The sequence below is a fragment of the Pseudomonas sp. FW305-7 genome (assembly GCF_058786735.1).
Window position 1 is genome coordinate 21681 of sequence record NZ_JBYSZA010000012.1, and the last position, 12895, is coordinate 34575.

General features: G+C 61.6%; 10 protein-coding genes. 8 read left to right on the forward strand and 2 right to left on the reverse strand.

Annotation, left to right across the window (positions count from 1 at the left end; translation table 11 throughout):
• Positions 1–5 precede the first annotated feature (5 nt).
• Entirely contained in the window at positions 6–2285 is a 2280-nt protein-coding gene (ptsP, locus tag AC3WMT_RS15945) for a phosphoenolpyruvate--protein phosphotransferase (RefSeq protein ID WP_103304354.1), read from the forward strand.
• 125 nt (positions 2286–2410) lie between these two features.
• Here the strand turns inward: ptsP and AC3WMT_RS15950 are convergent, their stop codons facing one another.
• Positions 2411–3157 carry an NRDE family protein gene (locus AC3WMT_RS15950; protein ID WP_103304353.1) on the reverse strand — a complete coding sequence of 249 codons (747 nt, stop codon included), beginning with the start codon at positions 3155–3157 and terminating at the stop codon, positions 2411–2413.
• Positions 3158–3288: 131 nt separating this feature from the next.
• On the opposite strand from AC3WMT_RS15950, the gene AC3WMT_RS15955 reads away from it, so the two are divergent.
• The 3 genes from AC3WMT_RS15955 (at position 3289) to AC3WMT_RS15965 (ending at position 5988) form a co-directional block, all read left to right on the forward strand.
• On the forward strand, positions 3289–4071 hold the full coding sequence (locus AC3WMT_RS15955; RefSeq protein WP_103304352.1) for a sulfite exporter TauE/SafE family protein: 783 nt from the start codon (positions 3289–3291) through the stop codon (positions 4069–4071).
• A gap of 79 nt (positions 4072–4150) precedes the next feature.
• The gene (gene lgt, locus AC3WMT_RS15960; protein WP_103304351.1) at positions 4151–4966 is read left to right on the forward strand and encodes a prolipoprotein diacylglyceryl transferase; all 816 of its coding nucleotides are present in this window, start codon (positions 4151–4153) and stop codon (positions 4964–4966) included.
• Between the two features lie 50 nt (positions 4967–5016).
• Entirely contained in the window at positions 5017–5988 is a 972-nt protein-coding gene (locus tag AC3WMT_RS15965; protein ID WP_103304350.1) for a thymidylate synthase, read from the forward strand.
• Positions 5989–6110: 122 nt separating this feature from the next.
• On the opposite strand, the gene cadR is transcribed toward AC3WMT_RS15965, so the two are convergent.
• Positions 6111–6560, reverse strand: coding sequence for a Cd(II)/Pb(II)-responsive transcriptional regulator (cadR, locus tag AC3WMT_RS15970; RefSeq protein WP_103304349.1), 450 nt, complete (start codon positions 6558–6560; stop codon positions 6111–6113).
• Between the two features lie 84 nt (positions 6561–6644).
• Between cadR and AC3WMT_RS15975 the strand changes: the two genes are divergently transcribed.
• The 4 genes from AC3WMT_RS15975 (at position 6645) to AC3WMT_RS15990 (ending at position 12857) form a co-directional block, all read left to right on the forward strand.
• Entirely contained in the window at positions 6645–8954 is a 2310-nt protein-coding gene (locus tag AC3WMT_RS15975) for a heavy metal translocating P-type ATPase (RefSeq protein ID WP_103304348.1), read from the forward strand.
• 16 nt (positions 8955–8970) lie between these two features.
• Entirely contained in the window at positions 8971–9834 is an 864-nt protein-coding gene (locus AC3WMT_RS15980) for a LysR family transcriptional regulator (RefSeq protein ID WP_064590128.1), read from the forward strand.
• 222 nt (positions 9835–10056) lie between these two features.
• Positions 10057–11133 (forward strand): putative 2-aminoethylphosphonate ABC transporter ATP-binding protein, encoded by a 1077-nt coding sequence (locus AC3WMT_RS15985; RefSeq protein WP_103304347.1) that lies wholly within the window; start codon positions 10057–10059, stop codon positions 11131–11133.
• Positions 11133–12857, forward strand: coding sequence for a putative 2-aminoethylphosphonate ABC transporter permease subunit (locus tag AC3WMT_RS15990; protein WP_103304346.1), 1725 nt, complete (start codon positions 11133–11135; stop codon positions 12855–12857). The genes AC3WMT_RS15985 and AC3WMT_RS15990 overlap by 1 nt, the downstream gene beginning before the upstream one ends.
• Positions 12858–12895 lie beyond the last annotated feature (38 nt).

The following is a 12895-nucleotide window of genomic DNA, read 5'->3' on the forward strand; positions in this document are numbered from 1 at the left end:
GAGCCATGCTCAATACGCTGCGCAAGATCGTCCAGGAAGTTAACTCCGCCAAGGATCTCAAGGCGGCGTTGGGGATTATTGTGTTGCGCGTCAAAGAGGCCATGGGCAGCCAGGTCTGCTCGGTCTACCTGCTTGATCCCGAGACCAATCGCTTCGTCCTGATGGCCACCGAGGGCTTGAACAAGCGCTCGATCGGCAAGGTCAGCATGGCACCCAACGAAGGTCTGGTCGGTCTGGTCGGCACGCGTGAAGAACCCCTGAACCTCGAAAACGCCGCGGATCACCCGCGCTATCGCTACTTCGCCGAAACCGGCGAGGAGCGTTACGCCTCGTTCCTCGGTGCACCGATCATTCACCACCGCCGCGTCGTCGGCGTGTTGGTCATCCAGCAAAAAGAACGTCGCCAGTTCGATGAAGGTGAAGAAGCCTTCCTCGTGACCATGAGCGCGCAGCTTGCCGGCGTTATCGCCCATGCCGAGGCCACCGGTTCGATCCGTGGCCTGGGCCGTCAGGGCAAGGGTATCCAGGAAGCCAAGTTCGTCGGCGTGCCGGGTTCGCCGGGTGCGGCGGTCGGTACTGCAGTTGTCATGCTGCCGCCCGCTGATCTGGACGTGGTGCCGGACAAGACCATCACCGACATCGACGCTGAGCTGGCGCTGTTCAAGACCGCCATCGAAGGCGTGCGCGCCGACATGCGTGCCTTGTCCGCCAAGCTTGCGACCCAGTTGCGCCCGGAAGAGCGAGCGCTGTTCGACGTCTACCTGATGATGCTCGACGATGCCTCGCTGGGCAGCGAAATCACCACTGTGATCAAGACTGGCCAGTGGGCGCAGGGCGCGCTGCGTCAGGTGGTCACCGAACACGTCAACCGTTTCGAATTGATGGACGACGCCTACCTGCGTGAGCGCGCCTCGGACGTCAAGGATCTCGGCCGCCGCCTGCTCGCTTACTTGCAGGAAGAACGTCAGCAGAACCTGGTCTACCCGGAAAAAACCATTCTGGTCAGCGAAGAGCTGACGCCGGCAATGCTCGGCGAGGTGCCGGAAGGCACGCTGGTCGGTCTGGTGTCGGTACTTGGTTCGGGTAACTCCCACGTCGCGATCCTCGCCCGGGCCATGGGCATTCCGACGGTGATGGGGCTGGTTGACCTGCCGTACGCCAAGGTCGACGGCATCGAAATGATCGTCGACGGTACGCGCGGCGAGGTCTACACCAACCCGAGCGAAGTGCTGCGCAAGCAGTTCGCCGAAGTCGTCGAAGAAGAGAAACAACTGGCGTTGGGCCTCGACACCCTGCGCGACCTGCCGTGCGTGACCCTCGATGGCCACCGCATGCCGCTGTGGGTCAACACCGGTTTGCTGGCCGATGTGGCGCGGGCGCAGAAGCGTGGCGCGGAAGGTGTCGGCCTGTACCGCACCGAAGTGCCATTCATGATCAACCAGCGCTTCCCGAGCGAGAAGGAACAACTGGCGATCTATCGTGAACAGCTCGCCGCGTTCCACCCGCAACCGGTAACCATGCGTAGCCTCGACATCGGTGGTGACAAGTCGCTGTCGTACTTCCCGATCAAGGAAGACAACCCGTTCCTCGGCTGGCGCGGCATTCGCGTCACCCTCGACCACCCGGAAATCTTCCTGGTGCAGACCCGCGCAATGCTCAAGGCCAGCGAAGGCCTGAACAACCTGCGGATTCTGCTGCCGATGATCTCCGGCACTCATGAACTCGAAGAAGCCTTGCACCTGATTCACCGGGCCTGGGGTGAAGTGCGCGACGAAGGCACCGACGTGCCGATGCCGCCGATTGGCGTGATGATCGAGATTCCGGCGGCCGTGTACCAGACCAAGGAACTGGCGCGGATGGTCGACTTCCTGTCCGTCGGTTCCAACGACTTGACCCAGTATTTGCTGGCAGTCGACCGCAACAACCCGCGTGTGGCCGACCTCTACGACTACCTGCACCCGGCGGTGCTGCAAGCCCTGCAAACCGTGGTGCGTGATGCCCATGCCGAAGGCAAACCGGTGAGTATCTGCGGCGAGATGGCCGGTGATCCGGCGGCGGCAGTGCTGTTGATGGCGATGGGCTTCGACAGCCTGTCGATGAACGCCACCAACTTGCCGAAGGTGAAGTGGATGTTGCGTCAGGTCAATCTGAGCAAAGCCAAGGATTTGTTGGCGGAGCTGATGACAATCGATAACCCGCAAGTTATCCACAGCTCGTTGCAACTGGCGCTGAAGAATCTTGGGTTGTCGAAGATCAATCCGCCGGCGGTCAACAAAGCTCTCTAAAAGGCTGCTGGCCCCATCGCTGGCAAGCCAGCTCCCACAAGGATCTTCACCGTTCACCGAACGTGTGAACACCCGAAAAACCTGTGGGAGCTGGCTTGCCAGCGATGGCGGCCTACCCTGCAACGCTAAACCAAAACCTCTACCTCACCCAGATGCCCGCCATACGGCCCGAAACTCCGCTCTACCATCCGCCGCGTCCCGTCCGCCTGCACAATCAGCGCCGTACTCGCCCGCGTCCCGTAACTCTGGCTGGCAATAAACACACTCGACAACAATGACTCCGTCGCCAGACCCACCCCGGTATCCGGCAACTCGGCAAACGGCGCGGTCTGCGCATCGCCCAGCAGCTCCAGCAACCGCCCAGGCTGCGGATCCTCCAGCACCGCGCTCAACGCTGCCTTGGCCTTGAGCAACTTCGGCCACGGCGTATCCAGCCCGGCATTCGACAGACCGTAAACACCGGGCTCCAGCATCACCGGCTCGGACATCCGCGCATTGAAGTGCCACAGCTCATGGCTGTTGCCGAGCAGCAGATTGAACCCGGCATATTCCGGCGCACGTCCGACCACATCGTTCAAATAATCATCAATCGACGCATCACCCCTCAGAAACCGCGCCACCAACTCGCCCCGTGACTTGCGGGCCGGCGGCTGATGCGGATCGCGAATATTGGTCAGTGCGGCAAAGCGGCCACTGGCGCCAATCCCCAGCCAGGTCCCGCCAGCCTCCAGATCACGCCCGGCATGCACCTGCGGCGCCTCCGGCCATTGCGCCAGCGGCAGGCTTGGCCGGGCATAGAATTCGTCACGGTTGGCCGCGACGATCAGCGGCTGGGCATGGCCCGGGCGCCAGGCGAAAACAATTAGGCACATAAGGTGGTCCTTGTGTGTTTTTTGCTCACTCTACGCATCCAGCGTCCGTGCATCCATCGCAAGTGGAGCAGGAGGCCATGCATCCGTTACCATGCCGCTCCGGTTTTGGCGATGCGCCTTGGGAGACGGTCATGGAATTTCTGCTCTATCTGGCGCTGGGCGCCTGTGCGGGCGTACTGGCCGGGCTGTTCGGAGTGGGTGGCGGGATCATCATTGTCCCGGTGCTGGTGTTCAGTTTCACCCTGCAAGGCTTTGACCAGTCGATCCTGACGCATCTGGCGGTGGGTACGTCGCTGGCAACGATCATTTTCACCTCGGTCAACGCTGTGCGTGAACATCATCGGCGTGGTGCGGTGCGCTGGCCGATCTTCATGTGGATGGCGGTGGGCATTTTGCTCGGTGCCGGTTTCGGTGCGCTGACCGCTGAAGCGATCTCGGGGCCAAACCTGCAAAAAATCATCGGTGTGTTCGCCCTGGTGATTTCCGTGCAACTGGCGCTGGATATCAAACCCAAGGCCAGCCGAACCGTGCCGGGCAAACTCGGTCTGACCGTGGCCGGCAGTGTGATTGGTTGGGCCTCGGCGATATTTGGCGTCGGTGGCGGTTCCCTGACCGTGCCGTTTTTGACCTGGCGCAGTGTGCCGATGCAGCAAGCCGTGGCGACTTCATCAGCCTGTGGCCTGCCGATCGCTCTGGTCAGTGCATTAAGTTTCATGATTCTGGGCTGGCATGATCCGTTGCTGCCAGCCCATAGTCTCGGTTTTGTTTATTTGCCGGCGTTGTTGGGCATCGCCCTGACCAGCATGGTCTTCGCCCGCATCGGCGCGCGTTTGGCACATCGATTGTCGCCGCGCTTGCTGAAACGGCTGTTCGCCGCTTTGCTGTTCAGCGTGGGTTTGAGCTTTCTGCTTTAACCGCGCCGCAATCCTGACTTAATCCTGAGGTGGCAGCGTCGCCCGGGAATTTTGGTTTCAACTCTAACGAGGAGTCGCAATGCTGCCTTACCCGCAGATCGACCCGGTGGCCCTGGCCATCGGTCCGCTGAAAATCCACTGGTACGGTCTGATGTACCTGATCGGCATCGGCGGTGCGTGGCTGCTGGCGTCGCGCCGGCTCAACCGCTTCGACCCGACCTGGTCCAAGGAGAAGCTCTCCGATCTGATCTTCTGGCTGTCGATGGGCGTGATTGTCGGCGGGCGTCTGGGCTATGTGCTGTTCTACGACCTGAGCGCTTACCTGGCCAACCCGACGCTGATTTTCGAAGTGTGGAAGGGCGGCATGTCGTTCCACGGCGGCTTTATCGGGGTGATGCTCGCGGCCCTTTGGTTCGGCAAGCGTAACGGCAAGTCGTTCTTCCAGTTGATGGACTTCGTCGCGCCTATGGTGCCGATCGGTCTGGGTGCCGGGCGTATCGGCAACTTCATCAACGCCGAGTTGTGGGGCAAGGCCACCGACGTGCCGTGGGCCATGGTCTTCCCGCCGTTCAGCGATCCTGCGCAACTGCCGCGTCACCCCTCGCAGCTGTATCAGTTCGCCCTCGAAGGCGTGGCGCTGTTCCTGATCCTGTGGATTTTCTCGCGTAAACCGCGCCCAACCATGGCCGTTTCCGGCATGTTCGCGCTTTTTTACGGCATCTTCCGTTTCATCGTCGAGTTCGTCCGCGTCCCGGATGCGCAACTGGGCTATCTGGCCTGGAACTGGCTGACCATGGGCCAGGTGCTCTGCGTGCCGATGATCATCGGCGGGCTGTTCCTGATCTGGCTGGCCTATCGTCGCGCGCCGGCAGCACCGCTCGCACCGACGGCTTAAACTACGAACCCCGGCGCGCGACGCCGGGGCTCCAAGGACACAGGTAACTCATGAAGCAATATCTCGAACTGGTCTCGCACGTCATTCAGAACGGCACCAAACAGGCCAACCGCACCGGCATCAACACCATCAGTTTCCCGGGGGCGATGCTGCGTTTCGATCTGCAGGAAGGTTTCCCGGCGATCACCACCCGCAAGATGGCCTTCAAATCGGCCATCGGCGAGATGTGCGGCTTTCTGCGTGGCGTCAACAATGCCGCTGAATTCCGTGCACTGGGCTGCAAGGTATGGGACCAGAACGCCAACGAAAACGCACAATGGCTGGCCAACCCGTTCCGTCAGGGCGACGACGACCTCGGCGAGATCTACGGCGTGCAATGGCGCAAATGGCCGGCGTACAAGCAGATCCCGCTGAGCAACACGGCCGCCATCGAACAAACCTTGAACAACGGCTACAAGCAGATTGCCCAAGGCGAAGAAGACGGCCAGGCCTACGTGGTGCTGTACAAAGCCATCGACCAGGTGCGCCAGTGCGTCGACACGATCATCAAGGACCCGGGCAGCCGCCGCATTCTGTTCCACGGCTGGAACTGCGCCCAGCTGGATGAAATGGCCCTGCCGCCGTGCCACCTGCTGTACCAGTTCCACCCGAATGTCGAGACAAAAGAGATTTCCCTGACCCTCTACATCCGTTCCAACGACCTGGGCCTGGGCACGCCGTTCAACCTCACCGAAGGCGCCGCGCTGCTGAGCCTGATCGGTCGCCTGACCGGCTACACGCCGCGCTGGTTCACCTATTTCATCGGTGATGCGCACGTCTACGAGAACCACCTCGACATGCTCAACGAACAGCTCAAGCGCGAGCCGTTCGCCATGCCGAAGCTGAAAATCTCCGACCGCGTACCGGAGTTTGCCAAGACGGGTGTGTATCAGCCGGAGTGGCTGGAGCTGGTTGAGCCGAGCGATTTCTCGCTGGAAGGCTACGAGCACCATGCGCCGATGACAGCGCCGATGGCGGTCTGAAGGCTTGCCAATAAACCTGTGGGAGCTGGCTTGCCAGCGATGACGGCGGCACATTCAACATTGATGTGTCTGTAAAACCGCTATCGCTGGCAAGCCAGCTCCCACAGGGATACTCGGTGTTCTTAATGGCCGTGGCTGCGGCCCACGTGGGAGTGTTCGATTTCCGTCGCAACAACCCCGCCACTCACTTCCAGCCGCTGCAAAATCCCGCATTGCTCCGCCCCCGGCCCTTCGCCACAGCGTTGGCGCAGGTCGAGCAGTTGTGTCTGCAACGCTAGCAACCCATCAATCCGCGCTTTCACATGCTGGATATGCTCGTCGATCAGGGTATTAACGCTCTCACACTGATCCTGCGGGCTGTCACGCATGGCTAGCAGGCTACGGATCTCTTCGAGCGTCATGTCGAGGGTGCGGCAGTTGCGGATGAAGGTCAGGCGTTCGGCGTGGGCCTGGGTGTAGACGCGGTAGTTGCCGTCGCTGCGGGCCGGTTCCGGCAGGAGGTTTTCGCGCTCGTAATAGCGGATGGTTTCCACGGCGCAGTCGGTGAGTTTGGCCAGTTCTCCGATCTTCATGACGGCAATCTCCAAAAGGGTGCTTGACCCTATAGTGGCTACAGGGTCTTTACTTGGCAACAGGCACCTTCATGGACGCGACCAATGAGCGATTCCCAGCACACCCACAAGCCCGGCGACGGGCACGTTCACAGTCATAAATTGCAGCCTGTGCATAAGCATTCCCATGGCGGCGATGCTTGCTGCGGGTCGAAAGTCGCAGCACCGGCACCGGTTCATGCGCACGAGGACTCCTGCTGCTCGTCGGAAGCCGCCGCGCCTGCGCTGGTGCAACTGAGCGAAAAGACCAGCGCCGATGCGCGGTTGAGCAGTTTCCGCATCGAGGCGATGGACTGTCCGACCGAGCAGACGCTGATCCAGAACAAGCTCGGCAAACTGGCCGGCGTTGAGCAGTTGGAATTCAACCTGATCAACCGTGTGCTCGGCGTGACTCACACGCTGCCGGGCACCGAGCCCATCACCGAGGCGATCAAATCCCTCGGCATGCACGCCGAGCCGTTGGAAGCGGGCGTCGAAGCGCCGGCACCTGCGGCAGTGAAAAAACACTGGTGGCCACTGGCACTGTCCGGTGTCGGTGCACTGGCTGCCGAAGTCATCCACTTCACCAACGCCGCGCCGACCTGGGTGGTGGCGATCATTGCGCTGGTGTCGATCCTCAGCGGTGGCCTGACCACCTATAAAAAGGGCTGGATCGCCCTGAAGAACCTTAATCTCAACATCAATGCGCTGATGAGCATCGCGGTGACCGGTGCCATCCTCATCGGTCAGTGGCCGGAAGCGGCGATGGTGATGTTCCTGTTCACCGTGGCCGAGTTGATCGAAGCGCGCTCGCTGGACCGTGCGCGCAATGCAATCGGTGGCCTGATGCAGATGACGCCCGAGCAGGCGACCGTGCAGCAGGCTGACGGTGTTTGGCTTGAGCAGGATGTGAAAATCGTCGAACTGGGTGCCATTGTGCGGGTAAAACCCGGTGAGCGCATTGCGCTGGATGGCGAAGTGGTCAGCGGCAGCTCGACCATCGACCAGGCGCCGATTACCGGTGAAAGCCTGCCGGTGGAGAAAACCGTCGGCGATAAAGTCTTCGCCGGCACCATTAACCAGGCCGGTTCGCTGGAATACTCCGTGACTGCGGCGGCGAACAATTCGACCCTGGCGCGGATCATCCACGCCGTCGAACAGGCTCAAGGCGCGCGCGCCCCGACCCAACGCTTCGTCGATCAATTCTCGAAAATCTACACCCCGGTGGTGTTCGTCCTGGCGCTGGCCATGGCGATCATTCCGCCGTTGTTCATGGGCGCGGTGTGGTTCGACTGGATCTACCGCGCGCTGGTGCTGCTGGTGGTGGCTTGCCCGTGTGCGCTGGTGATTTCCACCCCGGTGACCATCGTCAGCGGCCTCGCGGCGGCGGCGCGCAAAGGCATTCTGGTCAAGGGCGGTGTGTACCTGGAGGGCGGTTTCAAGCTCGACTATCTGGCGCTGGATAAAACCGGGACGATCACCCACGGCAAACCGGTGCAGACCGATTACCTGTCACTCGATCCGACTGCCGATGCTACGGCACCGGCAATTGCTGCTGCGTTGGCCGGGCGTTCCGATCACCCGGTGTCGATGGCTATCGCCAATGCGGCTGTGGATAAAAACTTCGCGGTGCTGAGTGTGGATAACTTCGAAGCGCTGGCCGGGCGTGGTGTCAAAGGTGAAATTGGCGGTCAGACCTACCACTTGGGCAACCACCGTCTGGTGGAAGAGCTGGGTCTGTGCTCGCCGCAACTGGAAGAAAAGCTGTTCGCGCTGGAGAAGCAGGGCAAGTCGGTGGTGCTGCTGCTCGACAGCTCCGGCCCGTTGGCGCTGTTTGCTGTGGCCGACACGGTCAAGGAAACCAGCCGCGAAGCGATCCGCCAGTTGCACGCACTGGGTGTGAAAACCCTGATGCTCACCGGCGACAACGTGCATACCGCGCAGGCCATCGCGGCGCAGGTCGGCATCGATCAGGCCAAGGGCGACTTGCTGCCGACCGACAAGCTGCAAGCCATCGAAGCGCTTTATGCACAGGGTCATCGCGTCGGCATGGTCGGCGACGGCATCAACGACGCCCCGGCACTGGCCCGCGCCGAGATCGGTTTTGCCATGGCCGCAGCGGGCACCGACACTGCGATCGAAACCGCCGATGTCGCCCTGATGGACGACGATCTGCGCAAGATCCCGGCGTTCATCAGCCTGTCGCGCAACACCGCAAGCATCCTGAAACAGAACATCGCATTGGCACTGGTGATCAAAGCTATCTTTCTTGGGGTAACCTTCGCCGGACTCGCCACCATGTGGATGGCTGTGTTCGCCGACATGGGCGTGAGCCTGTTGGTGGTGTTCAACGGTTTGCGCCTGCTGCGCAAGTAAACGATGAGGGATGGTTGTGCTGAGTGCCGAGCTAAAGGCGTTTTACATGGTGGCCCGCCTGGGCAGCATCACCCTGGCGGCGAAAAAGCTCGGCCTCAGCCAACCGACCGTGACCACGCAGATCCGCAATCTGGAAAGTCAGTATTCGGTGGAACTGTTCTACCGTGGCGGTCGACGCTTGAGTGTCAGCGACGAAGGCGCGCGGTTGCTGCCGATGGTCAAGGCGCTGTTGCAGCAGGAGGCCGATATCGAGTTCTTCCTGCGCAACAGCGGTCAGGTGCAAGGCACGCTACGCATCGCCGCCACCGCGCCGTATTACATTCTTGATCTGGTGAAGACCTTCCGCGAGCGCCTGCCGCAGGTGGAAGTGTCGGTGGAAATCGGCAACTCGCAGCAAGTGCTGGAAGCGCTGGAGGATTATCGGGTGGATGTGGCTGCTTCGTCGCAATTGCTCGAGGATGCGCGTCTGATTCGTCGGGTGCTGGGCACAGATCCGCTGGTGCTGGCGGTGCATCGCAATCATCCGCTGGCGACGCAGGAGCATGTGGCATTGAGCGCACTGGCCGGGCATACCTTGCTGATGCGTGAGACCGGCTCGACCACGCGGCGATTGACTGAAGAGTTACTGGCCAGCGCGGGCGTGAGTTTTGGGCCGTTGCTGGAGATCGGCAGCCGTGAATCGATTCGTGAGGCGGTGCTGCGCAATATTGGCATCAGCATCATTGCCCGGCAGGAAGTGCCGCATGACCCGCAGTTGCGCGTGCTGACGATCGAGAATGCGCCGCAGATTCCGGAGTACCTGTATTGCCTCAAGGAGCGCAAGGGCGCGCGGTTGCCGGCGGCGTTTCTCGGCTTGGCCCAAGAGATGTCCCCGGCGTAATGATCGTTCCCACGCTCCGCGTGGGAACGCAGCCCGGGACGCTCTGCGTCCCAACAGCCGAACGCGGAGCGTCCGATGAGGCATTCCCACGCAGAGCGTGGGAACGATCTCTGGTGAACCAAAATCCCCGAATACCGCTATCGGCCGTTTTTGCCTTACTGCCACATGACCGACGCATTACAACTCTAGGATTGGCCCCATCTGCTTGATGAGGTCTGTCCCATGAATCCTGCAATCGCAACTGCCCTGACCAACCCCGGTGCGCCGATGAAAGTGCGCGGCGTGCAGAAGCGCTTTGGCGCTTTTACTGCGCTGGATAACGTCTCCCTCGACGTCGCGGCCGGTGAGCTGGTCTGTCTGCTCGGCCCCTCGGGTTGCGGTAAAACCACGCTGCTGCGCTGCATCGCCGGTCTGGAAAAGCAGGACAGCGGCGAGTTGTATCTCGGTGATCGCGACGTTTCGCACCTCGCACCGCAGGCCCGCGACTACGGGATTTTGTTCCAGTCCTACGCGCTGTTTCCCAATCTGACCGTCGAAGCGAACATTGCCTACGGCCTGGCCGGCAGCGGTCGCGACGAAGTGCGCCGTCGCGTCGGGCAGATGCTGGAACTGGTCGGCCTCACCGGCAGTGAGAAAAAATACCCCGGCCAATTGTCCGGCGGCCAACAGCAACGCGTCGCGCTGGCTCGCGCTCTGGCCCCAGCACCTTCGTTATTGTTGCTCGACGAACCGATGTCCGCCCTCGACGCCCGCGTCCGCGAGCACCTGTGCACCGAGCTGCGCCAACTGCAGCGCAACCTCGGTATCACCACCCTGATGGTCACCCACAATCAGGACGAAGCCATGCTGATGGCCGACCGCATTGCCGTGATGAACAACGGCCGCGTCGAGCAGTACGCCACCCCGCAGGAAATCTATAATCGCCCGGCCACGCCGTTCGTGGCCGAGTTTGTCGGCCAGGGCAACTGGCTGCCGTTCCAGCGCAGCAGCGACAGCCACGCGCGGGTTGGCGGAATGAATGTGCGTCTGGCCGACGGCAGCGTGAGCGGCGCCTCGGGGCGACTGTTCTGCCGCCCGGAAGCGATCAACGTCAATCCGCTGGTGCATGAAGAAAACCTGTTCCCGGCCAAAGTCCGTGAGATCACCTTCCTCGGCAATCGCTGCCGCATGAGCTTCGAACTCGATCAACTGCCGGGCCACGCGCTGCTCGCTGAACTGGCGCCGGAAGCCATGCCACGCCTCGGCGCGCAGCAGATCATGGTCGCCTTGCCGCCGCGCAGCCTGCAGGTATTTGCCTGATGAACAGCAACCTCGCGCTGCCGCTACCGCACAAGCAGGTGCGACAGTCCTCGAAAGCCGAGATTGGCGACCGAATCTTTGTAGTCGGCGGCAAAGTCCTCTTGCTGCTTTTGCTCGGTGTCGCGGTGCTGTTGCCGCTGCTGGCGATCTTCTGGCGTGGCTTCAGTAGCGAGGCCGGGCAGGGCGGTGGCTGGCTCGCCGCCAAGGAGCTGGTGACCAGCGAGAATTTCCACTGGTTGCTCGGTAACAGCCTGAAAGTTTCCCTCAGCGTGGCGGCCATCGTCGTACCGCTGGCCTACCTGTTTGCCTACGCTTTGCAACGCACGCTGATTCCGGCCAAGGGCATCTGGCGCGGGATTTCCCTGCTGCCGTTGATGGCGCCGTCGATGTTGCCGGGTATTGCGCTGGTCTATCTGTTCGGCAACCAGGGCATGTTGCGCGGGCTGCTCTCGGACAACATCTACGGGTTCTGGGGCATTGTGCTGGGCGAGGTGATTTACACCTTTCCGCATGCGCTGATGATTTTGCTCTCGGCACTGTCGCTGGCGGATGCACGGTTGTTTGATGCGGCATCGAGCATGGGCGCCAGCCCTGCCAAGGCATTTCGCAGTATCACTTGGCCGGCAACGCGTCAGGCGGTGTTCGCCGCGTTCTGTCTGGTGTTCACCCTGACCATCACCGATTTCGGCGTGCCGGTGGTGGTGGGTGGCGACTACCAAGTGCTGGCGCTGGAAGCCTACAAAGCCGTGGTCGGTCAGCAGCAGTTCGGTCGCGGGGCGTTGATCGGCATGGTGCTGTTGCTGCCCGCGCTGTTCAGCTTTGGTGTCGATGCCTGGCTGCGCCGCCGTCACGGCGACTCCATGAGCGGCCGTGCCCAAGTATTCAAACCGGCACCGTCGAAATTGCGCGATGGCTGCTATCTAGCGATTGTCTTGTTGATCAGCGCCGCGTTGATTCTGGTATTCGGCATGGCAGTGTTCTCGTCGCTGGTGAAGTTCTGGCCATACAACCTGTCGTTGTCGCTCAACCACTACCAGTTCAACGAAACCGCCGGCGGTGGCTGGCTGGCCTACAGCAACAGCTTAAAGATGGCGCTGGGCACGGCGCTGATCGGCAGCGTATTGATCTTCACTGGCGCGTATCTGATGGAAAAGACCCGCACACAACGTGGCCTCAACCTGACTCTGCGCATGCTCAGTTTCATCCCGATGGCGGTGCCGGGGCTGGTGCTCGGCTTGGGTTACGTCTTCTTCTTCAACCTCACCGGCAACCCGCTGCACGTGCTGTACGGGACGATGACGCTGCTGATCGTCTGCACCATTGCTCACTATTTGACCACCGCACAAATGACCGCGACCACCGCGCTGCGCCAACTCGATGCCGAGTTCGAAGCCGCCGCGCTCTCGCTGAAGGCGCCGCTGTATCGGCACTACCTGCGCGTGACCGTGCCGATTTGCCTGCCGGCGCTGCTCGACATCGTGCGCTACCTGTTTGTCTCGGCGATGACCACCGTGTCGGCGGCGATCTTCCTCTACAGCCCCGACACCATCCTCGCAGCGGTGGCGGTGCTGAATATGGACGATGCCGGCAACGTCGGCGGCGCGGCGGCGATGTCGACCCTGATTCTGTTCACCTCGGCGGGCGTGTCCTTGCTGCTGGCGTGGGCTTCGCGCGGCTTGCTGCGCCGTTCCCAGGCCTGGCGGCAAACCGCGCCCGGTCACTGATTTTCCAGACCCCTCAACTCAAAAGACAGGAAAACGAT

Excerpts from the sequence above, each read along its gene's own strand:
- ptsP (WP_103304354.1), top strand. The coding sequence starts at position 6 with ATGCTCAATACGCTGCGCAAGATCGTCCAGGAAGTTAACTCCGCCAAG.
- AC3WMT_RS15950 (WP_103304353.1), bottom strand. The coding sequence starts at position 3,157 with ATGTGCCTAATTGTTTTCGCCTGGCGCCCGGGCCATGCCCAGCCGCTG.
- AC3WMT_RS15955 (WP_103304352.1), top strand. The coding sequence starts at position 3,289 with ATGGAATTTCTGCTCTATCTGGCGCTGGGCGCCTGTGCGGGCGTACTG.
- lgt (WP_103304351.1), top strand. The coding sequence starts at position 4,151 with ATGCTGCCTTACCCGCAGATCGACCCGGTGGCCCTGGCCATCGGTCCG.
- AC3WMT_RS15965 (WP_103304350.1), top strand. The coding sequence starts at position 5,017 with ATGAAGCAATATCTCGAACTGGTCTCGCACGTCATTCAGAACGGCACC.
- cadR (WP_103304349.1), bottom strand. The coding sequence starts at position 6,560 with ATGAAGATCGGAGAACTGGCCAAACTCACCGACTGCGCCGTGGAAACC.
- AC3WMT_RS15975 (WP_103304348.1), top strand. The coding sequence starts at position 6,645 with ATGAGCGATTCCCAGCACACCCACAAGCCCGGCGACGGGCACGTTCAC.
- AC3WMT_RS15985 (WP_103304347.1), top strand. The coding sequence starts at position 10,057 with ATGAATCCTGCAATCGCAACTGCCCTGACCAACCCCGGTGCGCCGATG.
- AC3WMT_RS15990 (WP_103304346.1), top strand. The coding sequence starts at position 11,133 with ATGAACAGCAACCTCGCGCTGCCGCTACCGCACAAGCAGGTGCGACAG.